Source organism: Pontibacter korlensis, from assembly GCF_000973725.1.
Lineage (GTDB): Bacteria > Bacteroidota > Bacteroidia > Cytophagales > Hymenobacteraceae > Pontibacter > Pontibacter korlensis.
Genome location: NZ_CP009621.1, coordinates 816,900 through 842,642 on the forward strand (window position 1 = coordinate 816,900; position 25,743 = coordinate 842,642).

A 25,743-nucleotide genomic window follows, 5' to 3' on the forward strand; every position below is an offset into this window, starting at 1 on the left:
CCCCAGACCAGTTGTTTCTTGGTTGAGGCAACCGACAGGATTAATTGGCCTGAATCTTCAAATCTTTAAAAAATCCTTCTGTGCCAATATCCACCCAAAGGCCAATGGCTCCTGCAGTATTTTCTCCGTGCTTCAAATCATTCACAATAAGTGAGGGCTGCTTATTGTCGTTCAAGAAGAGTTTAGCTTGGTTTCCCTTCACTACAATTTTCATCTTAATCCATTCATTCAACCCCATGTCCGCATATGATTCATATTCTTCCGGAGATTCCTTTCTAAGCCGATCAAATTTGAAGTCAGGGTAAGCATAGTACTGAATGGAATGATTCCGCCTCACCTGTTCATCAGCCCTGCCATTGGTCGGGCGAATGTAAATACACTCAAATTTTGAGTTTTCTTCGTTAATCCTGAAAGCAATGCCTATGAACCCTCGTGCAAACTCAGGAGCATCCTCCAATAGCCGGCTCAGTACCTTCACTTCTATGGTTCCGTCCTTGAAGTCAGTTCCATTCACTTTGGTAAAGGTAGCTTCATCAAACTCTTTCACTGCAGTGTCCTTTACTACTTTCACTACCTTACTGCCGCCCAACGTTTCAAGTGACATCGACACATTAACCGGTTCAAGTTCATTTCTATCAAACTTGAGTCTCTGGGAAAATAAATTGGTGGAAATGAGTAGAAAGCAACTCACTATTACCGCTGTGATACGTCTCATTTATTAGCTTAAATCATTCTAGCACTCATGCATGCGCTTGGATGAAAGGTTTGAAATATTGAATAGCTTATATCAGCAGTAACTCCATTACTGCACCTCTACATTGTTAAAGATGTAGCGAAAGATTTTCCACTCCTCCTGCTCTTTACGGAGAACAAAGAAGTCCCGGCTTACATGGGTCAATTCCCCACCCGTCGCTACATCACCAGATCTTGTCTGAGCCACTGCTTCTATGAAGGCAAATTGACCATCAATGGCGATGTCCTGCACGTCAAACTCGATGTGAAATTGGCCCTTCTCCAGATAGCTTTTACTTCTTTTAGATAGCTCTGCAGATGTCAACGCCCTGAACCCATTGGGCAAAAAACGTCCGTCCTCGGTATAGAAAGTAGGAATGGAGGCCGCATCCGCTGAACTCAATGCTTTAGCGTAGCTAGTAATCAGGCTTTCAGCCGCTGTTTTTCCGTTTTGAGTATTCATATGTATGTTCTGATTTGAAATAAATGAAAGGAGACAAAGTTTTATTCATTCAAACAACTTAATGCTCTAGCGAAGGGTCAATGAGTCCTGCCCCAAACTGAGGGTTCACCTTCTTATAAAGTGTGGTTGGTTCAACTGTAAGAAATACCTCCAGCGTAGGCCCGGTAATAAGTTCAAGCAAATGTCCTCCGCGTACTGTGCCATCTTCAGTAGCCACATTAGCATGAATGTGAACTACTGGTTTGTCATTCAACACTGCGATGTTGCCATTCAAAGAAGATACTTCAGAGGGCTCGCTGATGGGTATGACTTTAAACATTTTTCGGTCGTAATCAAAAAAGCCGAACCTGGCAGATGTTGCATCACCTATAGCGTTAAAGTGAGCGGTCTTTACATTATACTTTTGGGCAAATTCAGTTAAGCCAGACCGTACTTCATCTCCCTTTGCAAATATCAAAACATAGTTTTGGGTCTGCCCATTGGTACTTAGTAGCCTGACTTTTACGCCAGGGGCTCTACCTGTTTCTACAGGTTGCGTTGGCGAGCTGTATTCTTGCGAATATGCAGTCATAGACATACCAAATACTGCCAGAACAGTGGCTAGTATACAGCTGAAAAAAACCGCTTTTATCATCATAAGTACTTTGCCTCTTACTGTTATTTGATTATGCGGTGGTCAGCAACGGTATGGAACCTTATTTTATCCCCTTCCAAAAAGAAGGTGTCTGTTCCCATCGGGATTGTCGCAATCTCTGAATCACTGGCCCAAGCTACATAACCAACGTTATGAGTAACAGTCATTTGCTTCATTTCAAAGGCCGAGCCTGTCGGTATGGTCACAAAATAATCTGCAAAAAACTGTCTGATAGCAGTTAATCCTTTCAGCGACCCGCTTGGTGTCAACACCTCTGATTCTTCGGTGTAGTCTTTCATAATCTCATCCAGATCATTGTTACCGAAAGCGGTGAGATGATGGACCAATACTTCCTTTGTTAATGCTTCGTTGATTTCCATTTGGAAAAAGTATTTAAGTGAGAAATATATGTTATGGTAAACTGTTGAGAAAGCTACTGCCTCAGGAAAGGCACCAAACTTGTCCATACAGCCGGGAAATTTATCAGAAAGACCGGGTGCGGGGCATTGGGTATTATGCTTAGCTGCGCCTTAGGTATCATTTCATATGCGGCAATGACAGTCTTCAATGGAGCGTTCTGGTCAAGTTCACCCGCCATCACTAAAACAGGGCAACGGATGGCACCCAATGTTTCCTTACCTATGTCAACCGAGTTGTAGTATTTATTCAGGGTTACTAACCATTCGTCGAACCTTTTCGGCTCAGGCATCAACGCAAGTTGCTGTTTAAAGTAGAGGCTATCCATGCTGAAAAGTACTTTTCGGGTATTGTCGAAGGTCCGAAAACCCTGTTTCCACTCCCCGGCACCAATAGCAATCAGCTTCTTCACTTTTTCTGGGTGCTTTGCAGCTAGATAATATCCGGTGTAAGCGCCATCGCTGAAACCCAGTACAGTTACACTATCTTTAGTTACCGCATTTATAATGGCATTTACATCCTCTGCCTTACGCTCGTAAGTAGGCATCTGCGAACCCATTCCAGATTTGCCATGTCCTCTTGTGGAGACCGCGATTACTTGATAGTTCCTGGACAGGCTATCTATGAACTGCCCCATCTCCATAGTAGAACCTACAATACCGCCATGCAGGACCACTAAGGGCTTTCCTTCGCCATACACTTCATAATAAATTTTTGCATCACCGGATTTCAAGTAGTGGCCTGCCTTAGGGTTGTTCCCGTAGGGTATGGCATTGGCTGGTGAAGCTTCAGCCTGCATGAAGTATCTTAGTTGCTGCGCCTGGCCTTGATTAAAGGCTGCATTAACTATGAATATCATGACCAGAAGAAGCCGTAGATTTAAGAATTCTTGCATTGATAAGTAATTTTAAAGCAATGCAAAGGTCCGACATATGAGGTAGTTAGACCAATAAACTATCTTAAGAAATACCCTTAAACTAGTTTAAGAGTAGCACTTTATGCTGTTAGAGAGATTAAAATAAAAAAAGCGTTTCAAGCTTTGCCCGAAACGCTTTTCTACAAAGTGTATCTGTGAAGTTTACAAATGGTTTAATAGTTGCCTCTACAGATAATTGTTAGATTAGACTTGGACGTTGATTTAAAATAACTTTTCAGATGGAGGGTTTACCCCTTCCAGGCGAAGGTAAATAGTAGTTTGTCCGCGATGGTGTGTCTGATGCTCGAAAAGCTTGTCAAGAGCAGTGCCTTTGCTCATATCGAAACTTCCAAACAGCTTTACATTTTCATTAAGTTGTGCTGGCTTGATTTTTTTGATCCCATCAATAACATAATCGTAGCCTTCCATCACCAGCTTAGTTACATTTGCTTTCGATTTATCCTTTGTGTTTTTTTCAAGATCAGTAACTGGACTTTTTACGCCAGTTACGGCAGCAGCAAAGTTATAATTTGCGTCTGTTAAATGGAGCATCTGCTCAGCAAATGAACGTATCTCAGGAGTAGGCTTCGAGTCGTAGCCTGATTCAGGCATAGCATCCAAGTACTCTTTCGTGTATGCCTTGGCTCTTTCCCATTCTTTTACCAATTCATCGGTTTTAGTTTGAGCTTGCGCAAAGTTAAAAATACTGAGCAGCAAGCATAAGGATGTTAAAAGGGTGATAGCTTTCATTGATTGTCTGTTTATTTAGGAAAGCAAAGTTGGCGCATAGAAACCATATGATGCCTTAAACTACTTTAAGAAAATTGCTTAAAGTAGTTTAAGGCATCATGATTTTTTGATTAGGCCTTTCCGGATGTTGCTAAGAAACTCTGGTGTGATGCCAAGGTAGGAAGCGATCTGCGTGTTGGGCAAACGATTGGCTAACTTAGGGTATTGCTCCAGGAAAGACAGGTAACGTTCTTCGGCTGTGGAGCTGATGCTTTGCAGCATCCTGTTTTGCAGCTCAATGTATTTCTGCTCAATAATAATCCGAAAGTTGCGGTCGAATTTATGGTAGCGGATGTAAAGGTGAAGCAAGTCTGCGTGCTTGATTTGCAGTATAACTGAGGGTTCAATAGCCTCTATATAGGCACTGCTTGGCTTTTCAGAGTAAAAGCTGCCTAAATCGGTTATCCAGTCATTTTCCGCCGCAAACTGCAAGTTATGCTCCTTGCTGGCTTGGTCCATTGCATACATTTTGAGGCAGCCTGAGACCACAAAGGTAAAGTGACGGCATACATCGCCCTGTTGCAGGACAAAGCCGCGCCGTTTTAACCTACGCTCAGTGAATCGCCTTGATAGTTCCTCGATTTCCTCTTCGTTTAGCGGGAAATAGTTCTTAAAGTATTTAATTAAGGATTTAAAAGAGGTATCCATACGGTTAGCGGTTCAAAAACGGTAGGAGCTGTAGAACAATACAAGCAACAAGTAATAATAGTTATAAAAGCATGAAAATATAGCTTAAAAAAGGAAAGTCATCTAATTCATCATAAAACAAAAGGGGCTGATGTACAACAAGTACACCAGCCCCGCCCCAATATTGTGTTAAGTGTTATTTCGTTTTGTTGTACATATAGCGGGCTATCTTCCACTGTCCATTTTCTTTTTCAAAGACAAAAAGCTCCCGATTTTCGTCTGCCACGTTTTGTCCGCTCGCTTTTATCACAAAAGAACCTTTAGAGATTGACCTTGCAAATGCCGTGTTGCCTTTTACTTCTACTCCCAGAATATCGAACTGGAGGGTATATTTGAAGTTGTCGAAAACATATTGGTAGGTGCCCTTCACTTGCTCAGCACCTTGTGCTGTCGGGGCGGCGTTTGCCATTAAGACCCCACTGTTTGTGTAAAGTGATATCACCTTGTTTACATCTGAGGCATTTAGCGCGTCCTGATAAGCAAAGATCAATTTTTCAATGGCTGCTTTTTCTGTAGCTACTGTTGTCTCCACCTTTCTGCTCTTGGGAGTGCTAGATTGACTGTTTGCTTCCAGTTGAGAAGCAAACAGTGAGGTTATAATGGCTGTTGTAATATAATGAATAAACCCTCTGCAGCACAACCAGACCATAAACGTCCGGTTGTGTTGCCTTTGGAGGTGAAGTGATGCAAAACAGCATCTTTTGCAGAGGAACGTTTGCATATGAAAGAAGCCCAACTGCTCACCATCCATTGTTGAGGTAGAAATTTTCAGTTAAACGAGCGCCTAAACTCCAAAGGCGACATTTCGGTTTTGCTTTTAAACAACTTATTGAACGATTGCGAACGTTCAAAACCCAGATTATAAGCAATTTCGGAAACCGATAAATTGGTTGTTGTTAGGTACTATTTTGCTTTTTCAATTAATTTTTCATGGATAAGTTGCTGTGCACCTTGTCCAGTAAGCGAACGCAAGATATCGCTTAGGTAGTTTGGGGATAAGTTAAGTAGGTTTGCCAAATACTCTACGGTAAGAATACCTTTTTGCAAGCCCGTTTCAGTATTAAAATATTCATTGACCAAGTGTTCGGTTTTTGCAAGCAAAGTATCATTTACTGCCTTCCGAGTAATGAACTGTCTTTCGTAAAACCGGTTGCTGTAATTGAGCAATAATTCTATGTGTGCAAGAATAACGCCTTGTGTATGGTGGTCTATGTGTTGAAATTCCTCTTCTATATTCCTGAAAATGGCAATCACACTACTTTCTTCTTTTTCCGAAAGATGCAACGCCTCGCTTACTGCATAGGAAAAGAAACCGTAGTTTTTAATGTTTCCGGCTAATTGGTGTTTAACTAAAAAATCCGGATGAAACATCAGCACATAACCGGATCCTGTAGTTTCGTTGAACTTATTGGATAACTCAGCTTCAACAGACTGCACTTGTTTAGGTGCTGTAAAAATCATCGTGCCACTGTCGAAATCATAGTATTTCTGACCATATTTCACTTTGGACTGAATATTCTTTTTCAGTGAAATCGTGTAAAAGTTTGTGGCAAACTTTTTCCATACCTCAGAATCTACTACGTGTAATTCTGAAATCTGCACCACACTAATTAGCGGATGCAGCGGCGGAGCAAGGGATAACAACCGATGGAACTCAGATAAGGAATCAATGGTTTGCATACTGCCTCAATGTCATAAAAATTATTACTTCGGCTATTTTAGTATTTTTGCCGCCAGAATGAAAAAGAATAGGGTGAAAGCCGCCACTTCTATTCCCAACCACAAAAACTGCTTGGTGAATAAACCATCCAGCACAAAACCCAATAGCCTTGCCATGATGATGCCAAACGTTAAAGCCGTTAATAATGCTGCTGCGACCAATCCCCACGATGTCCAGTTGTGATGGTAAATCAGGAAAATTCCAGAACCTATCAAGAATCCCCACTTTACTCTTTTTTCTATCATCTGATAAGCATCTATAGGGGCCGAAAATTTACCGAATAAATCGGGCTTAAAGGCTAAGGCGAATCCAGCAAGAAGCAAAATGACACCTGATACTTTTAAAATTGTGTTCATGATAAATCAATAAATTTAACGAATTATTCGCAGATGTCATTTTGCCTGCCATCAGCTGAACGGCTTAGAGATTTTCCTGAAAGAAAGGAATGATTTGTTTCAATGCTTCTTCGGTAGCTTCCGGACGGTCATACAAATCATAATGGCTTGCGCCTTTTACAATATGGATTTTCTTATTGGTAGACCTGGCTTTGTTATACAACTCGAACCCATCCCGATACGAACCGAAGCCACCCACCTTATCGCCCACAATCACCAATAACGGTTGCGTGAGAAAATACTCTGCCAGGTGGAAAGCATCGAAAAGAATAAGGTTGGACATACTTTTAAAGAGTAGTTTATTACAGGAGTTCGGATGTTGCCCACGGGCTGTTCTGTAATAGTCGATGGCTTCCAATAAATCCATTTCTTCCTTACCTACCCCTTTGGCTTCTTCGGCAGAATTGGGTATCCAATTGTTGATGAGTTTTTCAGCACCATTGGCTTCGGAAGTTCGTTGTAACGCAACTGCTTTAAGTGTTTCCTCCGGATTTCCTTCCCTGAAAGCCCTGCTCGGATTGGTTCCTACCACACTTGCAATGGCTTTGATTCTTTTCTCCGAAATGGAAGCATTTGCAGCATACCCGCCACCTGCACAAACACCCATTGCTCCGATACGGTTATTGTCAACATACGCCAATGTTGTGAGAAAGTCTACCGCACAGCGGATATCTTCGACACGTGTTGCAGGGTCTTCCAAAAATCTCGGTTCGCCACTGCTTTCACCTTGGAAAGAAGCATCAAAGGCTAAAGCAATAAACCCATTTTCAGCCAACTGGGCCGCATATAAGCCTGCGGTTTGTTCTTTCACACTACTTCCCGGATGTACACAAACAACGGCAGGATATTGCTGCGTGTCATCAAAGTTTTCCGGAAGGTGTAAATGCCCAGCTAAATCCCAGGTTCTGTTTTTAAATCTTACTTTCTGCATTATTATTTGATTTTAAAGTTAACAATGCAAAATTCCACAAACCCTAAAGAGGGCATGTTTCCATATTACGGTTAGTTGTATCTAGATTGGAGCAAAGGCGAGTATATTTAGCATGTATCTGTACTCAGTTTATTCAGAAGGTGCAGATCCCATTCGGATAGTTCGTGAAACTGATCAGCAAGCCGCAAGCTGGCATGCCGGGAGGCAGGCAGTGAAGGCGCCTGAGCATGGGAGAGCGAAGAGAGTGCACCTAGTGCTGCATAAGAGGCAGGGGGTAAGTAGGTACATCATTGCAAAACACCAGAAGGGTAGATGCCCCTTGTGAAGATGTAACAGGTTATGTGGAATGGTAAGCGTCAAAACCGGGGGCTGGAATAGGCTCGGTTTTGTTTTCCCAATCCAACGAGGAGGTTAAATCTTTATAATTGGTTATCCTTACCCCGAGCTAAAGTGAGGGTACAACTGGTGTAAACAGCAGCGCCTTCGATTCGTGCAATCCGCTGAATTACTGCCCCGTACCCTCAGTAGTATGAGAGGGTGGAGTACTATAAGCTTCAACTTGATTAGCAGCAGTGTTCGCACTCAAACTGTGCGATTAGTTATCCTTTTCCGATGTGTCAGCCCCCATTCGGCGATCGTATTCGTTAAATTTTTAAGGGTTGAGCCGTACTCCGTTATCTCATATTCAACCGTCACGGGCTGAGTATTTAATACAGTTCTTGTGATAAGTTGATTCATCTCCAGTTCTTTCAAATCTCGCGCCAACATTTTCCCCGATATGCCTCTTACTTCTCTTAGCAGATCAGAATACCGCATTTTTTCAAAACAAAGGCAGGCGATAATCGATACTTTCCACTTGCCATTGAGTAAGTCCATCACATCATGAATTGCCATGATAGTTTGACCACATTCCTTTATCGGTTCTACTTTTCTTTCCATAACATGTCACTTGGTTACTCGAATGTCACTATTACTTTTTGATGCTAAGTTACAAAAGGTAACCCTCTATCCTTAGCTTTGCTCTATAATTCTTAAAAAGAAATGAAATTAATAGATGATCTAAAATGGCGTTACGCCACAAAAAAATTCAGTAACAGAAAAGTGTCGAACGAAGATCTGGAAAGAATAATTGAGGCAATTCGTCTTTCCGCGTCCTCTATTGGAATCCAGCCCTACAGACTTCTTATTATTGATAACCCGTCATTGAAAAAAACGCTGGGCGAAGGTTCATTTAATTGGCAGATTGCCGATGCCTCTCACCTTCTGGTATTTGCTGCCTTTGATTCAATCAGCCAGGAGAATATTGATGCTTACATCCAGTTAATTGCCCAAGAGAGAGAAACACCAATCGCAGAATTGTCTGGTTTTAAAACCACGATCAGTAGCCACCTCCTGGCACAGACCGACCATGATAACTTTATTTGGTCCACTAAGCAAGCATACATTGGCTTAGGAACCGGAATGATCGCTGCTGCAGCATTAAAAATAGATGCCACACCAATGGAAGGTTTCGATGCTGAAAAATTTGATAAACTCCTAGAATTGAAAGAAAGGAAGCTCAAAAGTGTTGTCCTTCTCGCATTAAGCTATCGTGATGAAGAAAACGATTTCTTCGCCAACCTTAAAAAGGTAAGAATATCGAAACAAGAGTTTGCTATTGTGGTAAATTGATGCCTACAGGTTGTAAGGGCTAAACGTGTTTCATCCCGCAGTTTGTAGCAGGGAGCTGTAGGTCATTTTGTTGAAGAGATAAGCCAGTGCCAGCCTCCTGTTTAGGGTAACTGTCCTGTATACGAAAAGCCCTGGGGCGTCCCATTCGATAGGGCGGGGGGCACTGCTTGGCGGCAAGCATCGTTCTTTAGCTTAGGCTTCCTATTCCCTTAATACGCAAGCGGCTTCCGCGATTGCGGTCATTCTGGCTATTGGTGAGGAACCGCTGTTTATAGTGACACCGGAGATCGATAGACACAGACACTATGAGAAAAATACTTTCTTTGCTGACCCTTTTCGCGGCTTTCTCGTGCGGGGAGAGCCCTCCGTCTGAATCTGCGGCTGGAGCTGCCGGCAAAGGTGTGGCCGACACTACGGCAGAGACACCCGATACAGCTTCCAGCGCACCACAAAGGCTGGAGAGCCTGGAGGACCTCAGAAGGGAGTACAGTGACATAGCCTCCGGAGCAGAAAGCGGCGGTATGGACTCCACCTTTTTCGATTACAACTGCCGCGGTGAGAAAGCGGGAAGGGTTGTGTACCTCTCGGATGAAGGAGGATTACGGCTGATAAGGCACACCTACAGCGAATATAGCCATTTCTCGGCGAAAGACGAGTATTTCATGAAAGACGGCACCGTATTCTTTGTCCTTTACAGGCACGTGTCGTGGCACTTCGAAGGAGAGGGCGAAACCAGAGACGAAGTGACGGAAAAACGGTTCTACCTGATCGACGGCAAGCCCCTCAGGTGCCTGGAGAAGAAGTACTCTTTCACACTGCCCGCCTCCGCGGACAGGCGGGCGCAGAAGGCGGCAAACAGGGAGACGGACTGCTCCTCGGCGGAGGCCGTGCTGGACAGGTTCAGGTTGCTTGCCAGGTACGGGAGCGGGGAAAAGAGCCCCGACTGCCTTGGGGAGTAGGCCGCGCCTGCTGCGGCCTACTCCCTAACCAGGCGCTGCCTCCGCGGTGCTTTAGCCAAAAAGGGGAGCGGCCGCGGCATGAATGGCTGTAACCGCCTGGTTCTCCTGTGAATGTGTGCTTTATAGGGAAAAGGCGGCGCACCGCCCTCCGCTGAACCGCGGTGTGCGCGGATGTTACGGCACGGATCACGCAGTTGTCACGGAAAACACCTGTGAAACCGTCGGTGTGTTCGGCTGCATGTATTTTGCCTTCACATTGCGTTGAAACACATCGTGTTGTGGCGATACAGAGTTCCCAAGCACTGCATTTGCAGGTCTCTGGACGAAAAAGCGAAGCCCCGCGCACTCCCGCATCGGCAGGAACCGCAGGCACGCGCTGTACGCCAGCCAGAGGAGCATTCTAGGTGCAGACAGTCCGTGGCAGTTTGCAACAGGTTGTTTACAGTTTGTCACAGCCTTGAAAGGCAGCCATGCACAGGGAAAGGTTCGGTCGGGTATCTGGAAGCACGGTCTTCACGCCAGCGCCACACTCACCGCTAAACAGGTTGGCACGGCTTGCCCGCGGAACGTACCGGGTGCGGCGAAAGACAGGACATGCAGTTGCAGGTTATGTTAATTTGGAGCCGGATTTGAAGTGAGTTTCGCTGCTGGAGCTTAGAGGCTTTTTTTATGCGCTCCTGATGGCCGTGGTAACCTGGAGCTGTCAGTTAAATGACTGTCGAAACTCCAGAGGTGACATTTGGGTTTTCTTCTTAAAAAGTGTACTGAATGACTGGGCATACTCAAAGCCCAAAGCATAAGCGATTTCGCTCACCGATAGATTGGTAGTGGATAGTTTTTCCTTTGCCTTTTCGATCAACTTCTCGTGGATATGTTGCTGGGTGTTTTGTCCGGTATGCAGGCGCAAGAGATCGCTTAGGTAGTTTGGCGATAGGTTCATCCGTTCCGCAACACCCTGTACCGTTAACAGTCCCTGTTGCACGGTAGCATCGGAATTAAAATACTCCTCAACAAGAAGTTCAAATTTCGTAAGCAGTTGATGGTTGTGGTTCTTGCGGGTAATGAACTGTCGCTCGTAAAAGCGGTTGGAATAGTTAAGCAGCAACTCGATTTGTGACAGGATGATTCCTTGTGTGTGTTTATCGATATACTGGCATTCCTTGTCGATCTTGCTGAGTATAGTGATAAGATCATCTTCTTCTTCAGCGGAAAGGTGCAGCGCCTCGTGGACCGCGTAAGAAAAGAAACCGTAACTGTTGATAGTGCTTGCCAAGGGATGGGTAAGCAGAAAATCCGGATGGAAGATGAGCAGATGGCCCGACCCGCATTCCATATGCTGCAGATCCAGGTACTGCACCTGATTGGGTGCAGTAAAACTCAACACACCGTTATCGTAATCGTAGTGTTGCTGGCCATACCTTATTTTACCTTTGACTTCTCTTTTTAGGGCTACGCAGTAGAACCGGTTAATAAAACCTTTCCAAACCTTGTCTTCCAAGAAGACGCTTTCTGCCAGGTTTATGACACTCACCAGCGGATGGCGGGGTTCGGGCAAAGACAACAGCCGGTGAAATTCCGAGACAGAATTAATGGAGTTCATAACACTGCTTTAAACAAAACAATTTAAAAAATAACGGCTGCATTGTCAAAAAATGCAGCCGCGGAGAGTTAATCAGTCAATAAGCCCCATGCTAAATTCATCGTACGGTTTACCGGTATCAGTCCCTAACGGCACAATGCTTTCCAGACCATCTAGGTCTGCTCCGCTTAATTGAATAGCGGTGGCCGCTATATTCTGCTCCAGGTATTTTCTCCGTTTGGTGCCCGGAATGGGTAAAATGCCCTTGCTCATGATCCAGGCCAGCGCCAACTGGGAAGGGGTAACGTTCTTTTCTCTCGCTAAGGCCTCAATAGCCTTGACCAACTCTAGGTTTTTAGAGAAGTGGGCTTCCTGAAAGCGGGGGATCGCGCGGCGGAAATCATTCTCCGGAAGATCGTCAATGGCACGAATCTGTCCGGACAAAAACCCGCGGCCCAGCGGTGAATAGGCCACGAAACCTATGCCCAGATCATGTAGGGTTTGCAGGATTCCCCGCTCTTCCACTGTACGCTCAAATAACGAGTATTCACTTTGTACGGCCGTAATCGGGTGAACCGCATGCGCTCTTTTTACCGTTTCCGAGGAAACTTCTGATAAGCCGATATAGCCTACTTTCCCCTCTTTTACCAGCTCGCTCATGGCGGCAACCGTTTCTTCAACGGGGGTGTTTTTATCAAGCCGGTGCAGGTAATACAGGTCTATGTAATCGGTGTTAAGGTTTTTAAGGGAACGCTCCAACGCTTTTTTCACGTATTCCCTTTTGCCATTGATGGCCCAGGTTACCTTGTTGTCATCGTCTATTTCCCAACCGAACTTGGTGGCGATAATGTAGCTGCTGCGATTGCCCTTGATAGCTTTCGCGATAAGCCGCTCATTTTTGAATGGGCCGTACAAGTCTGCCGTGTCTAGGAAGTTGCCGCCTAATTCGAGGGACCGGTGGATGGTGGCGATGGCTTCCTGCTCGTCTGCCTCCCCGTACATGTTTGCCTCTTCAAAGCCGGTCATACCCATACACCCTAAACCGATACCTGGTACAACCAAACCCTGGCTTCCCAATGCTATTTTCTTTATCTCCATAATGCTGATTTTTATAGGTCAAAGATCGCTAAGGTTATACTACTAGCTGTATGCAAAGCCCTGAACCTTGTATGCAAATCAAGGGTTGTGTTAAATGTGGGGATGAATGAGATCTAACAACGCCAAAGGTGAGCTGCAAGAGTCAAAGGTGGGCTGGTTCGTGGCAAGCCTCGTGCACGGCCTCAAAGGGTTTTTTAATGCTGTTGGGTTAGCCTGTCTCGATCAAAAGAATCCATCCTCGGTTTTTAGTAGACAGCTGTTGGCCACTCCCAGTAAAGCTATACATTTGGAATTAGGCGCGGTCATACATAACTGTTATTTATAAGACATCAATGAGTACTAGATGAAGCTTGCTTTATCATCCTTATTTTGGAAGTCATTATTTAATCCCAAATTATAGAATTTGCTAAAAAGTAGAAGTTAACTTTTCTCGTTTTATACTTGAGGTTAGTGTTTAAAAGAAGTAAATTTGATTACGATAGACACCATGAATCTCGGAGAGGAGGAAAATTCGGGTGCCCGTTGCATTTGAGAGTGATATACAATTGATAGTTAATAAGTTATGTAGGGAGTTCGAATCCCTGCATCGCATTGTTAATGTACAATAATCAGGATGTAAGTGACATTCTCTGGTAATGTAAGAATAGGGTTACTACTTACTATAGCTTTCTTCACACCTAGTGCAAACTAATTAAACAATCAGTTTGCCGTATCCGCTGCGGCAGATCCCGGTCAGTCCAGTTCATCAATGTAATTACCTCATAATACCTAAAGTTCCTGCAGATAGGCTCATTATGAGTTATAAGACTATGCAGGTTCCCTGCTAATGCAGTCCCGGTCCTTCCTCTCCCAGATAAAAATGCTGGTGAAGAAGCCGGCTTCTTTCTTTTATAGGCATTCTTCAAATCGACTTCGCAAGCTAACCATCCCTTGCTGTTGATCACTGCTTGAATCGCTCTCTGAGCAGGCGCATATCCTCCCCTACTTTCACATCCAGAATCTTGGCGTACTGCTGGGTAGTCCTTAGGCTGGTGTGGCCAAGCATTTTAGAGACACTTTCCATTGGCACCCCGTTTAGAAGCGTCACAGTGGTGGCAAAGGTATGTCGGGCAATATGAAAGGTAATAGGTTTTTCAATCCCGCATACGTCAGCTATTTCCTTCAGGTAGGCATTCATCTTTTGGTTGCTGAGCACAGGTAGCAATCTGCCGTCATACAGGTATTGTGGGTGATCCTGGTAACGCTCCAGAATCTGCAGTGCCAACGGCAGCAGGGGGATGCGGGACGGTGTGTCCGTCTTCTGCCTGTTCTTGAAGATCCACTGCTCCCCGTCAACTCCCTTCCCAATATCCGCTCGCTTCAGCTGCTGCACGTCCACGTAGGCAAGGCCGGTATAGCAGCTGAACAGGAAGATGTCCCGCACCTGCATCAGGCGCTCGCTTACGAACTTCTTTTCCGCCATCGCGTTTAACTCCTCCTCTGTGAGGAACACCCGGTCCACCTTCCGTGTCTTGGCTTTATAATTCCGAAAGGGATCAACTTTCAGCCAGCCGCTCGAAAGGCAGATGCGGATTACTTTGCCAAAGTTCTTGATGTATTTAACAGCTGAATTGTTGTTGCACTTGCGAACGCTCCTGAGGTAGAAGTCATAGTCAGCGACGAAGGCATGGTCCACTTTCCCGATATCAATATCCTCCACCACATATTTCCAGCGCAGAAAGTTAGCCGTATGCTTTAGCGAGGTTTTGTAACGCTTTGACGTACCTTCTGAATATTCAGAGCCTATAAGAGCCTCAACCTTCCGGTTATGCTCCTTAAAGATCTCGATGAGCATTCTGGGCTTGTCCTCCTTGCCCAAAAATTTCATCTTAATTCTATCTGCCGTTATTGACTCGCCAGCCTCTATCAGCTGTCGGTGCGCCTCATACACCTTTGCCTGAAGTTTATCCAGGTACATGTTCAGGGATTTTATTTCCTCCCTGTTGCCGGAGGCACGGCCTGCGGCAACATTCCACCGGCCAGGTTGGCACTCTCTTCCCGTAGTAAGCTCAGCGCGCTTTCCCGTAACGGTAATCCGGATATAGATCGGAACAGGCCCGGAGGTATAGTTCTTGGGCTTCTTGAGATAGAACAGGAGACTGAAATTGATGCTCATAAAAGTGACTTTTAAGGTTGAACAAAGTTAGCTTTGCAGTCACTTCCAGACAAGATGCACATCAATTGAACATCCTGTATATCAATACCTTACAACTAAGCTGGTGAGTTAGTCCTGTCGTCTAAGTTACTCACCGAATCACTCACTTAAAATGTATGAAAAGGTGTGAAAACTTAGTGTGCCCAAAACAAAAACAGCCTGTAAACTATTGATTTACAGGCTGTTTGCAAGTTATGATAAAAAAAATGTGGAGATGCAGGGATTCGAACCCTGGTCCAGACAAGGAAACCGTCGTGCCTTCTACATGCTTAGGTTTATTCGGATTGTCGGGAGCTTGCAAGTATAAACCAAACTTATGCGCACTCCTTAGGTGCTTAAGTTTCGCCTGTGCATCACACCTCTACACAGACTAGTAAAACGAGTCGAAGCCTCGTATGTGCAAGCAGTTTTACGAAACCTGCACGAGACTATGGCAATTGCTTAATACCTAGATTAAGCAGCCATGGCGTAATTAGATTCGCCAGTTATTGTTCGAACGAATTTTTGACAGGTGGTACGTTCATCACCCGACATGCTTACACGCAATTTGCTCAAGCTGTCAATTCCGGTCATCCCCAATAAATTAAAGAACGGTGTTCTTGTTGTTTATACTTCAAGAAGTATGCCACAAATGTAGTAAAATTTTATGGCATCTCCCATCCGTATCATTTTAATAAACATAGGTGCACGCTTATAGGTTTCATTAGAAAACATAAAACTGATTGATTCAGTTACAGCTCCTGCACTACACCGAAACGCTTGTTTTTGAAATCTACCACCACTACATTATTAACAAAGTATGCGTTACCGGTCAAGCCAATAATGCCTTCTTTTTTGTAGAAGTTGTCGAAGCTTTTGCTGTTTAGGATGGAGTATACCTTAGTAGAGGGCAACTTTGTTTTACCCAGATATACATCTACCTTGGAAGGAGCCCCATATATAAATACCTTCTGCCCCCACGATGTTACCTCGAGGGAATCCTTTTGGGTTGAATCAGCATACTTGTACCAATTCTCCGTGCCAACAGACAAAGGAAACAAACTAGCTCCGGTGTCGAACATAACGTGGTGAGTTTCCCCGTCAATTGACAGAGGCACTTTAATCCGGTTATCGGTGCCTACTTTAGCATTCACGAAGGATGTTCTGGCTGCCAGATTCGCAGGAATAGTATCCTGAACTGAAAGACGCTGGTTAGGGTAATCTATGATAAGGTATTTACCTTTAGCCAAGCCGGCACCCACAGTACCAACATGCCTTGCCCTGGAGCTCTTGATAGAATCCATAGGAATCTCAGTGCCATAGTCCTTATATAAGGTTGCTTGCTGGCCGCGAAACACCACATCGCCAAGTTCCAAATCTAGACCTTTCAGCACAGGATTCTTCTTGTTGTTAACGGTAACAACTACAGTCGTATCCAGCTTCTCCAGCATCGAAGGGTATAGTTTAAAGTAATTCGACAAGTTCTTCTCGTACAATATGGCCGTACCTGTCGCGCCTAAGTCAAACTGTGCCTCAAACGCATGTGGAATACCTTCTAACTGTATTGGCACGTTGATGGCAAGTTTGTCAAACTGCTTTCCACTTACACTGTCGCTAACCCAGGTAAAGGGTATCCATGCCATGCTATTAGTTGTTGACTCAGCTGTTCTGTTAGCACCTACACATGCAGCAGCGATTACTGCCAGTATAAGCACTAAGGTAGCGTTACTCTTACTCATATCTTTGTTTTAAACTTTTACTTTGACGCTAGCTTCTGGCCTTTCAAATGTTTTAAGGCACGATCCAGCACAGGATCTTTTTTCTGGATGTAGTCTTGCAGGGTCATCTTCACATCTATGTCTGGCTTCACGCCGTAGCCAACAAATTCACGGCCGTCTGGATAAGTATCTTTCTTAGTACAGATTCTGGCCCCTCCTCCCCCAGGAAGATCAAACATAAAAGGCTGGCCGGTACTACCGAATGAGTTCTCGCCAATCTTTGTCATGTGCCTCTGGTTATCGGCATAAATCAGAAAGTCTTCGGCGGCAGAGGCAGTGTTGTGCCCGATAAGTATAGCAGTTGGCACAATCACTTTCTGGTCGGCGCTTACAGAATTTCGGGCGGGGTTGTAGTCGAAAGTATAGTATAGCTTGTCCTGGTAAGCCAGCAGCGATTTAGCTGCCCAGGCATCGCCTGCGGTATCTTTAGGATTTTCAATGAACCTACCCCAAGCCTTGTAGCTAGCCAGGTGCTGGCGAGTAGAGTTCTTAGAGCCATACAGCAGCGTATCAGGCGATAGGTATTCCAGAATCTCACGGCCTATGTCTGTAGAGCCGCCGCCATTGTAGCGCAGGTCAATGATCAGCGCTTTGGCTTTGCGCAGTTCCGGTAGCTTTGCCAGAAACATCTCATTTATCTTCGGATCATGGAATCCGTTCAGGGCAAGGTATGCAGTTTGATTCGGGTACCACTTCAGCTCCAGCAACTCACGCTTCTCCTGGCTTGGGTATACTTCCTGCTCCGTAGTTTCAGCATGTGTAAGGGTAAGCGCTGCTACTTTGCCTTTTGGTGTTCTGTATTTGATGTTGTACTGCTCGCCCTCAGGCCCTGCAAACATATAACGAATAGCAATGTCCATCAGCACATAATCTGTAGACGACGAGACATAAGGCAGCACAAACTGCTTCAGGTATTCTACTGTTGGCAGGCCGTTCACCTCAACTATCTCGCTGCCCACAGGCACTTCGTCTTTTATGCTCAGGTTAGTTTTGGTCACAATGGCTCTGTTGTCGATATTGCTCAGAAATATCCTGTACTTCCCGAACATATCATTATGCAGCTTTTCCTGTATTTTCTTCGGGAAGTAGATGTTGGTGTGGCCGTCGTTAAGTAAGGCACAGAATTTTTGCAGCTCCCGGTAATACTCGTAGTCGTTTTTTGTCTGCTGCACCTTTGTAATCGCCTCACGATAAGCATTGTCCCACTTGGTTCGATCCACCTTATCGAGGTACACAAAGTTGTAGTTTACTTCCTGCCAGAACTTTGAGAGCCCATATACTTTGTCGGCCGGTGTCAGGGTATTTGAAATTTGCGCCTGCGCAACAGTTGTTAACAGTACAAGCAGGCTTAAGAGGAGCTTTTTCATGTTTTAAGTAGATTCTTATTGGCTGTATCGATAAAATGCTGTGTATGCTTGGTTTGCTTCAGAGCTAGCTCTACCTGCAGTGTATTCTTCTATGTCCTTATCAGATTAGGCAGAATACACTGCAGGTAAAGCTTATTCGGCTCTGAGTGAGTTTACAGGGTTTGCCACTGCGGTTTTAATGGCATGGAAGCTAAGGGTAACGACGGCAATGATAATGGTAGAGACAAAGGCCATGGCAAAGATCCACCAGCTTAGCTCTGTGCGGTCGGCGTAGTCATTAAGCCAGCCGTTCATAAAGTACCATCCTAATGGCAGGGCAATCAGGTTAGCAATAAGCACCAGTTTCAGGAAGTCTTTGGAGAGCATGAACACGATGCTTGCCACGGAGGCTCCCAGCACTTTGCGGATACCAATTTCTTTGGTACGTTGCTCGGCAGTGAACAGGGCCAGGCCAAACAAACCAAGGCAGGAGATGAAGATGGCAATGCCGGCAAAGTATTTAGTAAGCTGCCCCATCATTACCTCTGTTCTGTACATCCGCTCGAAGTCCTCATCCAGGAAGTGATATTCAAACGGGAAAGCCGGATTATGCTTTTTCAGGATCTTCTCTATGGCAGACAAAATCTCTGTTGTCTCTCCAGAAGTTATCCGCACAAAGATGGTGTTAGCTTCTCCCGGGTTCAGCATCATTACAAGAGGCTGCATAGATTCATGCATGGAGGCTGTCTGGAAATTCTTTACCACACCGATGATGGTAGCACGCTCGCCTCCACCTGCCAGCCACTGCCCTACTGGCTCTTTTAGCTGCATAAGTCTAGCTGCCTCCTCATTAATCACCACCTTCGTTTCTTCTGCACCATACTTTTTGGAAAAGCTTCTGCCCTCCTTCATCTGCACATCCAAGGTCTCCAGGAAGTCATAGTCAGTTTTAAGTATACTGAACAGAATGTCAGAATTTGGCTCTTTCCCCTCCCACTCAATACTACCTGTTGAGTTACCCACCATCAAAGGGTTTTGGTTTGCAGCCGTAACACCAGTTATGCCCGGCACCTTTAGCAGCTCTTCCTTCATCACATCGTAACGCTTATGCAGTTCACCCTCCAACGGAAGCAGCACCACATTCTCCCTGTTCAGGCCTATGTTTTTAGTGCGGATATAGTGCAGTTGCAGGTATACTACCAGAGTACTAATAATCAGCAGCGCAGACAGTACAAACTGGAACACTACCAGGCCTTTTCTGAAAACCGACACGCGCTTGCTTGATTTGGTAGTTCCTTTTAAAACTACTGCAGGATTGAAAGATGATAAGAACAGGGCAGGGTAACTTCCAGACACAACACCTGTTACTACAGCTACACCTACAAGCAGCAGAAGCAGCGACGGATCAGTTAAGTCCAGGTTTATGAACTTACCCGTGAGCTCGTTAAACTGCGGTAAGAGTATACCTGTTAGGTTTACTGATAAGAAGAGCGCCAGAAAAGCCACCAGTACCGACTCGATCATAAACTGGCTGATAAGTGCTGGTTTGTTTGCTCCGATAGCCTTTCTAACCCCTACCTCTTTGGCACGCTTGGCCGACCGTGCGGTTGCCAGGTTCATAAAGTTGATGCAGGCAATGATAAGGATAAACATAGCCACCACCGTAAACAGTCGCACATGTTTAATGGCTCCTGTCCCCTCCTGACTTCCGTTGCGGAACTCGCCGTACAGGTACATCTCACTTACAGGCTGCACAAAAAGGTCTATGTTTGATTCTTTTTGATACTGTTTTATGACAGGCTTTATCTTCTCATTAAAAGCATCTATGTCGGTGCCTGGCTGCAGCTTTACGAAAGTTCTTAGTGCATTACTTTCCCACCCCTTCAGCCACTCACTTCCCGGGCTGTTTATCCAATCATCCACAGGCATCACGTAGTCAAACTGCATAGTAGAATTCTTGGGCACATCCTGCATCACTCCTGTTACCTTATAGCTCTTGCTGTTATTGATCTTGAAGAGCTTACCCATGGCTTCTTCAGGAGAATCGAAAAACTGATTGGCTACCGTTTCTGAAATCACCACCGAATTTGGCTGCTTCAGCACCTGTGAGGCATCACCGTACAACAGCGGAAAGGTAAAGACTTGAAAAAACTCTGGATCGGTGTACCTGCCATTAACCTTAAGCACCTTATCGTTATAGGCGAAGAGCTGCTTCCAATCCCAGGTAGTGGTTCGCACTGCCTGTACTACCTCCGGCAGGTCCCGCTCCAAGGCTTCTGCCAAAGGTCCCGGGGTAGCATCTACTGTCAGGTCATCTGCACCAGGGTAGCTTTGCACCTCCATTACCCGGTATAGAGTGTCTACATCTTCATGAAAACGGTTGATGCTTAGCTCATCCTTTACCCACAGCAGAATCAGGATACTACAGGTCATGCCCAGCGCCAGGCCGGAGATATTGATGAGCGAGAAGACCTTGTGACGCATCAGGTTGCGATAGGCCATTTTGAGGTAGTTCTTATACATAGTTTTAGGCTTTGTGGTGTGAATGTGTGGCTTAGAAAAATTTTCAAAAGTTTTTCCTACTGTACACAAGGCCTCTAAGAAATTAAGATGCCAAAAACACAAAACACTGTTTTTAAGCATTTTAAACAACACTCCTCCAGTTTAAGTGTACGCTTTCGATACACCTGCACGCAGTACACCTGTGCGCTTCCGGTACAAGTATAAACACAGCCTATACTTAGGCAGAGTATAGCAATTACGCTATTTTTATTTTTATCAGATAGAATGGTTATATTCGGTTCTTCAACCAGAACCTCCTTACCTATGGCCACTGTAAAGAATGCTCGCGTGCTGGTGGTAGACGACGAGACGGACGTGCTGTTCGCCCTGAAGATGCTGCTAAAAACCGAGGTAAAAGAAGTAGTTACCGAAAAGAACCCTGACCTCCTGCCCGGCCTGCTGGAGCGACAGAAGTTTGATGTCATTTTCCTGGACATGAACTTTAAGAGTGCCTTGAATACAGGAAATGAGGGACTGTTCTGGCTGCGGCAGATCCTGGACAGAGACAAGGATGCTTCGGTTATACTTATCACGGCCTATGGCGATGTGGAGCTGGCTGTGCGCTCTTTAAAGGAGGGCGCTACAGATTTTATTGTAAAGCCCTGGCACAACGAGAAGCTGCTGGAAACTCTGCACCAGACACTAGAGAAAAGACAGCAGAAGACAAAGGGCGGCAGTGCAGGCGTAGCTACTTCTAAGAATACCAGCACTACTATTCTGGGCCAATCGGAGGCAATAAAAGAGGTGTTGTACAAGATAGAAAAGATAGCACCTACCGAGGCCAATGTACTTATACTTGGCGAGAACGGTACCGGTAAAGAATTGGTGGCTAGGGCGCTGCATGAGAAGTCTTTTCGTGCCGGAAAGCCTTTTGTAAGTGTGGATATGGGCGCGCTGACCGACAGCCTGTTTGAGAGTGAGTTGTTCGGCTCCAAGAAGGGAGCCTTTACCGATGCCCGTGAAGATCGGGCCGGACGCTTTGAGGCTGCCAACGGAGGCACTTTGTTTCTGGATGAGATAGGTAATATCTCACCGGCCATGCAGGCAAAGCTGCTTACAGTGCTACAGAACCGTCAGGTAACCCCACTAGGCTCCAACACACCCGTACCTGTTGACATCCGCTTGATCTCGGCCACTAACGAGCCTATTTACGAGCTGGCTGCACGTAACCAGTTCCGCAAAGACTTGATCTACCGCATCAACACCGTAGAAATCACCCTGCCACCACTTCGCCAGCGCCACGGCGATGTAGAGCTGCTGGCGCGCCATTTTGCTGCTATCTACGCTCAGAAGAATCATAAACCAGTGCCTGAGTTTGCAGAAGCCACCCTTCAGAAGCTAAAGCAACACAGCTGGCCAGGCAACGTGCGCGAGCTGCAGCACGCCGTAGAGCGCGCCATTATACTTGCCGAGAATAACATACTGCAGCCACAGGACTTCAGCTTCTCACCTATGGAGATGGCTCCTTCGGCCCCTGCCGCTGCCTACATACCCGAAACACCTGTGCCGCTAAGCGAAATTGAGCGCGAAACCATAATCCGGGTGCTGGAGAAGAATAAAGGCAATATCTCCAGAACTGCAAAAGAGCTTGGCCTTACCCGCACCGCCTTATACCGCCGATTAAATAAGCATGACATTTAACCGCATCGAATTCGGGTTGCTGATCCGGTTTGTACTGTTGCTGGGCATGATGTACCTGACGGTGCACTACCTCACGCAGTTCACCTGGCTGCAGGTAGGCTCCGGTATACTTGTTATGCTGGCGCAGGTGTGGGAGTTGGCTATGTATGTTACCCGCAGTAATAATGAGCTTGCCAAGTTTCTGCAGGCTGTAAAGCAGCGCGACTTTTCACAACGCTTTAACGAGCACACCACCAACAGTTCTCTGCGGCAACTGCACAAAGCCTTCAACCTCATCAATGATACTTACAAGCAACTGCATATAGAGAAGGAGGCGCAGTTTCAGTATATGCAGACTATCCTGCAGATGATCGACACAGGCATTATGGCGGTGGATGAAGAAACTGGAGATGTGGAATGGGTGAATGAGGCTTTCAAAAGTATACTGCACCTGCCCTACCTGAAAAGTATGGACAGCCTGGAGCCACGTTACCCATTGCTCTATGAAGCAGTGCAAAGTATAAAGCCTGGGGAGAACAAGCTCCTAAAACTCAAGCTACAGGACGGGCAGACACAATTGCTGTTAACCGCCACTGCCTTCACCATGCAACAGCGCAACCTGCTGCTATTTGCTTTGAAGAATGTGAGCGCCACCGTAGATGCCACCGAAACAGAGGCTTGGCAAAAGCTACTGCGCGTGATGACGCACGAGATCATGAACTCTGTGGCTCCTATCGCCTCGCTGGCCGATACACTTGGCCGCCACCTGCACATGGAGCGCGAGAAGATAGAGCAGGAGCCTGAAGCAAAACCTGACCCTGAACTGCTGCAGGATACGGAAGAAGGCATTACCATCATCAAGAAGCGCAGCGAAGGATTGCTCCGCTTCGCGCACTTTTACCGCAACCTGAGCAAATCGCAGGAACTGATGCTGACCACGGTGTATGTGCAGGAGCTGTTTAAAAGTATAAACGGCCTGATGCGTCCTCAACTGGAAGAGCAGGGCGTGAAGCTCAGCTGCCAGGTAACGCCTCCTAACCTAACCTTGTACGGTGATGTGAACCTACTCGAACAGGTTCTTATCAACCTTATACTTAATGCCAAGCGCGCCGTACAAGGTCGTCCTGATCCGCAGGTTATACTTACTGCAGGCCACGAAAACGGCAAAACTGTTATTGAGGTACAGGATAACGGTACCGGTATCCCGGAGGAGCTTCTGGAGAATATATTCATCCCGTTCTTCACCTCACACAAAGATGGCTCGGGCATTGGCCTTAGCCTAGCAAAGCACATTATGCTGTTGCACAAGGGTAGCATACAAGTAGCCTCCGAGGTTGGCGTTGGCACTGTTTTTAAACTGTACTTCTAACTAAAGCCACCTTAGCTTTTAGCTACGTACAAATTACTCTTGGCCTTTTCAGTTATTCTGTTACAGCGTTGGATGTGGTTTTGTAATTTTACTTTAAGTAATACACTATATAGCTTTTCCCTGTTACGGTATAGATAATATCTATAAACTAAACCGTTTGAGATAGAGTATAAAACAATAGTACAAAGTAAAATCTAATCGGTAACGTGCTATGAACGAAAACAAGAATAACGGCTCTGCGACCTCAGGTAACGGCCAGAATGGTTCAGAAAATAAAAGAATGCTGACCACCCGCCAAGGCCACCCTGTAACTGACAACCAGAACATCCGCACTGTAGGCAACCGTGGTCCTGCTACCATGGAGAACTACCACTTCTTAGAAAAGATGTCGCACTTTGACCGTGAGCGCGTACCGGAACGAGTGGTACATGCCAGAGGTGCAGGTGCACATGGGGTGTTTCAGGCTTACGGTACGGTTGGCGATGATCCGGTTGAGAAGTATACCCGTGCAAAGGTTTTCAAAAAAGGAAAAGAGACACCAGTTTTTGTGCGCTTCTCGACAGTTGGACACCCGTCTGGCTCACCTGAGACGTTACGCGACCCCCGTGGCTTTGCTGTAAAGTTCTATACTGAAGACGGCAACTGGGACCTTGTAGGAAACAACCTGAAGATCTTCTTCATTCGGGATGCGATGAAGTTCCCGGACTTGATCCACTCTCAAAAGCCAGACCCGGTAACTAACATCCAGAGCGCTGAGCGTATTTTCGACTTTTTCTCAGGTACACCAGAGGCAACCCACATGGTTACATTCCTGTACTCGCCATGGGGTATTCCGGCTAACTACCGCCAGATGCAGGGCTCAGGTGTAAACACATATAAGTGGGTAAATGCAGACGGTGAAGCAGTACTGGTTAAATATCACTGGGAGCCAGTAAAGCAAGGCATCCGCAACCTTACTCAAAAAGAAGCACAAGCCATACAGGCCAAAAACTTTAACCACGCCACTCAGGACCTTTACGAGGCTATCGAAAGAGGCGACTTCCCAGAGTGGGAGCTTAACGTTCAGATCATGAGCGATGACGAGCACCCAGAGCTGGACTTTGACCCATTGGATGATACCAAGCTGTGGCCAAGAGAGCAGTTCCCTTGGCACCCGGTAGGCAAGATGACCCTGAACAGAAACCCAGTGGACTACTTTAACGAGGTTGAGCTATCAGCTTTCGGTACAGGTGTACTGGTAGATGGGCTTGATTTCTCGGATGATAAGATGTTGCAGGGCCGTACGTTCTCTTATTCTGATACACAGCGTTATCGTGTAGGTGCCAACTACCTACAGTTGCCAATAAACGCACCTAAAAAGCAGGTAGCAACGAACCAGCGTGGTGGACGAATGGCCTTTAAAACTGACTTTGCGGAAGGGCAGAACATTCACGTAAACTACGAGCCTTCTATTTTGGGTGGCCTGGAAGAAGCACCAAAAGCAGGTAAAGATCATACGCCACGTTATGAGGCAAACCTGGTGCGCCAGCACATCGACCGTACCAATCACTTTGGACAGGCTGGTGAAACGTACCGCAACTTTGAAGACTGGGAGCGTGATGAACTGATCATGAACCTGGGCAACGATTTAGCTAAGTGCGATAAGCGCATTCAGGATAAGATGCTGGAATACTTTACGCAGGCCGACGAAGATTATGGCCGACGTGTAAGAGAAAGCATCGACAGAGCTACGCAGGAGCTGATGAAGATGAAGCATGATAAAATTGCCGGTACGGATGGCCCTGAGGGCAACATAACCGGTGAGGAAGGGGTGCAGGAGGCCCAGGAAAAATCTCATCCTAGCAAACCATACTAAACAGCTATAAAGTATAAAATTCATACTTGCTGCGTAAAACCAAAGGCAG

At 45.8% G+C, this 25,743-nt stretch carries 23 protein-coding genes, 1 other RNA gene and 1 pseudogene; 5 read left to right on the forward strand and 20 right to left on the reverse strand.

What is annotated here, in order from left to right:
• Positions 1–40 precede the first annotated feature (40 nt).
• The 13 genes and pseudogenes from PKOR_RS03305 to PKOR_RS03365 form a co-directional block, all read right to left on the reverse strand.
• A complete protein-coding gene (locus tag PKOR_RS03305; RefSeq protein WP_084694713.1) occupies positions 41–604 on the reverse strand; it encodes a 3-keto-alpha-glucoside-1,2-lyase-like domain-containing protein in 564 nt (187 codons plus the stop codon).
• 198 nt (positions 605–802) lie between these two features.
• Positions 803–1,195 (reverse strand): YybH family protein, encoded by a 393-nt coding sequence (locus PKOR_RS03310; RefSeq protein ID WP_046309118.1) that lies wholly within the window; start codon positions 1,193–1,195, stop codon positions 803–805.
• A 58-nt stretch (positions 1,196–1,253) separates the two neighbouring features.
• Positions 1,254–1,652 (reverse strand): PPC domain-containing DNA-binding protein, encoded by a 399-nt coding sequence (locus PKOR_RS03315; RefSeq protein ID WP_071843200.1) that lies wholly within the window; start codon positions 1,650–1,652, stop codon positions 1,254–1,256.
• A 200-nt stretch (positions 1,653–1,852) separates the two neighbouring features.
• Positions 1,853–2,209 (reverse strand): nuclear transport factor 2 family protein, encoded by a 357-nt coding sequence (locus PKOR_RS03320; protein ID WP_046309119.1) that lies wholly within the window; start codon positions 2,207–2,209, stop codon positions 1,853–1,855.
• Positions 2,210–2,262: 53 nt separating this feature from the next.
• Positions 2,263–3,105, reverse strand: coding sequence for an alpha/beta fold hydrolase (locus tag PKOR_RS03325; protein WP_235337202.1), 843 nt, complete (start codon positions 3,103–3,105; stop codon positions 2,263–2,265).
• A 279-nt stretch (positions 3,106–3,384) separates the two neighbouring features.
• Entirely contained in the window at positions 3,385–3,912 is a 528-nt protein-coding gene (locus PKOR_RS03330; RefSeq protein ID WP_046309121.1) for a DinB family protein, read from the reverse strand.
• A 96-nt stretch (positions 3,913–4,008) separates the two neighbouring features.
• Positions 4,009–4,599 (reverse strand): Crp/Fnr family transcriptional regulator, encoded by a 591-nt coding sequence (locus PKOR_RS03335; protein ID WP_046309122.1) that lies wholly within the window; start codon positions 4,597–4,599, stop codon positions 4,009–4,011.
• 175 nt (positions 4,600–4,774) lie between these two features.
• Positions 4,775–5,389, reverse strand: a complete 615-nt coding sequence (locus PKOR_RS24345; RefSeq protein ID WP_084694714.1) for a YybH family protein — start codon at positions 5,387–5,389, stop codon at positions 4,775–4,777.
• Positions 5,390–5,406: 17 nt separating this feature from the next.
• A pseudogene (locus PKOR_RS25975) lies at positions 5,407–5,526 on the reverse strand (helix-turn-helix domain-containing protein); the annotation flags it as partial.
• Between the two features lie 15 nt (positions 5,527–5,541).
• The gene (locus PKOR_RS03345; protein ID WP_338047511.1) at positions 5,542–6,318 is read right to left on the reverse strand and encodes a helix-turn-helix domain-containing protein; all 777 of its coding nucleotides are present in this window, start codon (positions 6,316–6,318) and stop codon (positions 5,542–5,544) included.
• Between the two features lie 33 nt (positions 6,319–6,351).
• Positions 6,352–6,714, reverse strand: coding sequence for a hypothetical protein (locus PKOR_RS03350; protein ID WP_046309123.1), 363 nt, complete (start codon positions 6,712–6,714; stop codon positions 6,352–6,354).
• A 64-nt stretch (positions 6,715–6,778) separates the two neighbouring features.
• A complete protein-coding gene (locus PKOR_RS03355) occupies positions 6,779–7,684 on the reverse strand; it encodes an alpha/beta hydrolase (RefSeq protein ID WP_200897421.1) in 906 nt (301 codons plus the stop codon).
• Between the two features lie 582 nt (positions 7,685–8,266).
• Positions 8,267–8,623 (reverse strand): winged helix-turn-helix transcriptional regulator, encoded by a 357-nt coding sequence (locus tag PKOR_RS03365; protein WP_046309127.1) that lies wholly within the window; start codon positions 8,621–8,623, stop codon positions 8,267–8,269.
• Between the two features lie 102 nt (positions 8,624–8,725).
• On the opposite strand from PKOR_RS03365, the gene PKOR_RS03370 reads away from it, so the two are divergent.
• Complete coding sequence (locus PKOR_RS03370; protein WP_046309128.1) at positions 8,726–9,355, forward strand: NAD(P)H-dependent oxidoreductase; 630 nt, start codon at positions 8,726–8,728, stop codon at positions 9,353–9,355.
• A gap of 305 nt (positions 9,356–9,660) precedes the next feature.
• Positions 9,661–10,314 (forward strand): hypothetical protein, encoded by a 654-nt coding sequence (locus tag PKOR_RS03375; RefSeq protein WP_046309129.1) that lies wholly within the window; start codon positions 9,661–9,663, stop codon positions 10,312–10,314.
• Positions 10,315–11,017: 703 nt separating this feature from the next.
• Here the strand turns inward: PKOR_RS03375 and PKOR_RS03380 are convergent.
• The 7 genes from PKOR_RS03380 to PKOR_RS03410 all read right to left on the reverse strand — a co-directional run bounded on the left by PKOR_RS03380 (position 11,018) and on the right by PKOR_RS03410 (position 20,811).
• On the reverse strand, positions 11,018–11,914 hold the full coding sequence (locus PKOR_RS03380) for a helix-turn-helix domain-containing protein (RefSeq protein ID WP_046309130.1): 897 nt from the start codon (positions 11,912–11,914) through the stop codon (positions 11,018–11,020).
• A 72-nt stretch (positions 11,915–11,986) separates the two neighbouring features.
• The gene (locus tag PKOR_RS03385; protein WP_046309132.1) at positions 11,987–12,991 is read right to left on the reverse strand and encodes an aldo/keto reductase; all 1,005 of its coding nucleotides are present in this window, start codon (positions 12,989–12,991) and stop codon (positions 11,987–11,989) included.
• 940 nt (positions 12,992–13,931) lie between these two features.
• Positions 13,932–15,146: a site-specific integrase gene (locus tag PKOR_RS03395; protein ID WP_046309134.1), complete on the reverse strand. Its 1,215-nt coding sequence runs from the start codon at positions 15,144–15,146 to the stop codon at positions 13,932–13,934.
• Positions 15,147–15,391: 245 nt separating this feature from the next.
• Positions 15,392–15,762, reverse strand: a transfer-messenger RNA (tmRNA) gene (gene ssrA, locus PKOR_RS23990).
• Positions 15,763–15,916: 154 nt separating this feature from the next.
• Positions 15,917–16,903 (reverse strand): hypothetical protein, encoded by a 987-nt coding sequence (locus PKOR_RS03400; protein ID WP_052738704.1) that lies wholly within the window; start codon positions 16,901–16,903, stop codon positions 15,917–15,919.
• Positions 16,904–16,920: 17 nt separating this feature from the next.
• On the reverse strand, positions 16,921–18,309 hold the full coding sequence (locus PKOR_RS03405) for a S41 family peptidase (RefSeq protein WP_046309136.1): 1,389 nt from the start codon (positions 18,307–18,309) through the stop codon (positions 16,921–16,923).
• Between the two features lie 132 nt (positions 18,310–18,441).
• Positions 18,442–20,811, reverse strand: a complete 2,370-nt coding sequence (locus PKOR_RS03410; RefSeq protein ID WP_046314032.1) for an ABC transporter permease — start codon at positions 20,809–20,811, stop codon at positions 18,442–18,444.
• A gap of 303 nt (positions 20,812–21,114) precedes the next feature.
• Here PKOR_RS03410 and PKOR_RS03415 point away from each other — a divergent pair, with 303 nt between their 5' ends.
• The 3 genes from PKOR_RS03415 (at position 21,115) to PKOR_RS03425 (ending at position 25,694) form a co-directional block, all read left to right on the forward strand.
• On the forward strand, positions 21,115–22,491 hold the full coding sequence (locus tag PKOR_RS03415) for a sigma-54-dependent transcriptional regulator (RefSeq protein WP_046309138.1): 1,377 nt from the start codon (positions 21,115–21,117) through the stop codon (positions 22,489–22,491).
• Positions 22,481–23,839: a sensor histidine kinase gene (locus PKOR_RS03420; RefSeq protein WP_046309140.1), complete on the forward strand. Its 1,359-nt coding sequence runs from the start codon at positions 22,481–22,483 to the stop codon at positions 23,837–23,839. Before PKOR_RS03415 ends, PKOR_RS03420 begins: the two co-directional genes overlap by 11 nt.
• A 211-nt stretch (positions 23,840–24,050) precedes the next feature.
• Positions 24,051–25,694, forward strand: coding sequence for a catalase (locus PKOR_RS03425; RefSeq protein ID WP_084694715.1), 1,644 nt, complete (start codon positions 24,051–24,053; stop codon positions 25,692–25,694).
• Positions 25,695–25,743 lie beyond the last annotated feature (49 nt).

Coding starts and splice junctions, on each gene's coding strand:
- PKOR_RS03370 (WP_046309128.1), top strand. CDS start 8,726: ATGAAATTAATAGATGATCTAAAATGGCGTTACGCCACAAAAAAATTC.
- PKOR_RS03320 (WP_046309119.1), bottom strand. CDS start 2,209: ATGGAAATCAACGAAGCATTAACAAAGGAAGTATTGGTCCATCATCTC.
- PKOR_RS03415 (WP_046309138.1), top strand. CDS start 21,115: ATGGCCACTGTAAAGAATGCTCGCGTGCTGGTGGTAGACGACGAGACG.
- PKOR_RS03325 (WP_235337202.1), bottom strand. CDS start 3,105: ATGATATTCATAGTTAATGCAGCCTTTAATCAAGGCCAGGCGCAGCAA.
- PKOR_RS03335 (WP_046309122.1), bottom strand. CDS start 4,599: ATGGATACCTCTTTTAAATCCTTAATTAAATACTTTAAGAACTATTTC.
- PKOR_RS03375 (WP_046309129.1), top strand. CDS start 9,661: ATGAGAAAAATACTTTCTTTGCTGACCCTTTTCGCGGCTTTCTCGTGC.
- PKOR_RS03310 (WP_046309118.1), bottom strand. CDS start 1,195: ATGAATACTCAAAACGGAAAAACAGCGGCTGAAAGCCTGATTACTAGC.
- PKOR_RS03420 (WP_046309140.1), top strand. CDS start 22,481: ATGACATTTAACCGCATCGAATTCGGGTTGCTGATCCGGTTTGTACTG.
- PKOR_RS03330 (WP_046309121.1), bottom strand. CDS start 3,912: ATGAAAGCTATCACCCTTTTAACATCCTTATGCTTGCTGCTCAGTATT.
- PKOR_RS03380 (WP_046309130.1), bottom strand. CDS start 11,914: ATGAACTCCATTAATTCTGTCTCGGAATTTCACCGGCTGTTGTCTTTG.
- PKOR_RS24345 (WP_084694714.1), bottom strand. CDS start 5,389: ATGGATGGTGAGCAGTTGGGCTTCTTTCATATGCAAACGTTCCTCTGC.
- PKOR_RS03395 (WP_046309134.1), bottom strand. CDS start 15,146: ATGAGCATCAATTTCAGTCTCCTGTTCTATCTCAAGAAGCCCAAGAAC.
- PKOR_RS03410 (WP_046314032.1), bottom strand. CDS start 20,811: ATGTATAAGAACTACCTCAAAATGGCCTATCGCAACCTGATGCGTCAC.
- PKOR_RS03350 (WP_046309123.1), bottom strand. CDS start 6,714: ATGAACACAATTTTAAAAGTATCAGGTGTCATTTTGCTTCTTGCTGGA.
- PKOR_RS03425 (WP_084694715.1), top strand. CDS start 24,051: ATGAACGAAAACAAGAATAACGGCTCTGCGACCTCAGGTAACGGCCAG.
- PKOR_RS03355 (WP_200897421.1), bottom strand. CDS start 7,684: ATGCAGAAAGTAAGATTTAAAAACAGAACCTGGGATTTAGCTGGGCAT.
- PKOR_RS03305 (WP_084694713.1), bottom strand. CDS start 604: ATGTCACTTGAAACGTTGGGCGGCAGTAAGGTAGTGAAAGTAGTAAAG.
- PKOR_RS03400 (WP_052738704.1), bottom strand. CDS start 16,903: ATGAGTAAGAGTAACGCTACCTTAGTGCTTATACTGGCAGTAATCGCT.
- PKOR_RS03405 (WP_046309136.1), bottom strand. CDS start 18,309: ATGAAAAAGCTCCTCTTAAGCCTGCTTGTACTGTTAACAACTGTTGCG.
- PKOR_RS03365 (WP_046309127.1), bottom strand. CDS start 8,623: ATGGAAAGAAAAGTAGAACCGATAAAGGAATGTGGTCAAACTATCATG.
- PKOR_RS03385 (WP_046309132.1), bottom strand. CDS start 12,991: ATGGAGATAAAGAAAATAGCATTGGGAAGCCAGGGTTTGGTTGTACCA.
- PKOR_RS03345 (WP_338047511.1), bottom strand. CDS start 6,318: ATGCAAACCATTGATTCCTTATCTGAGTTCCATCGGTTGTTATCCCTT.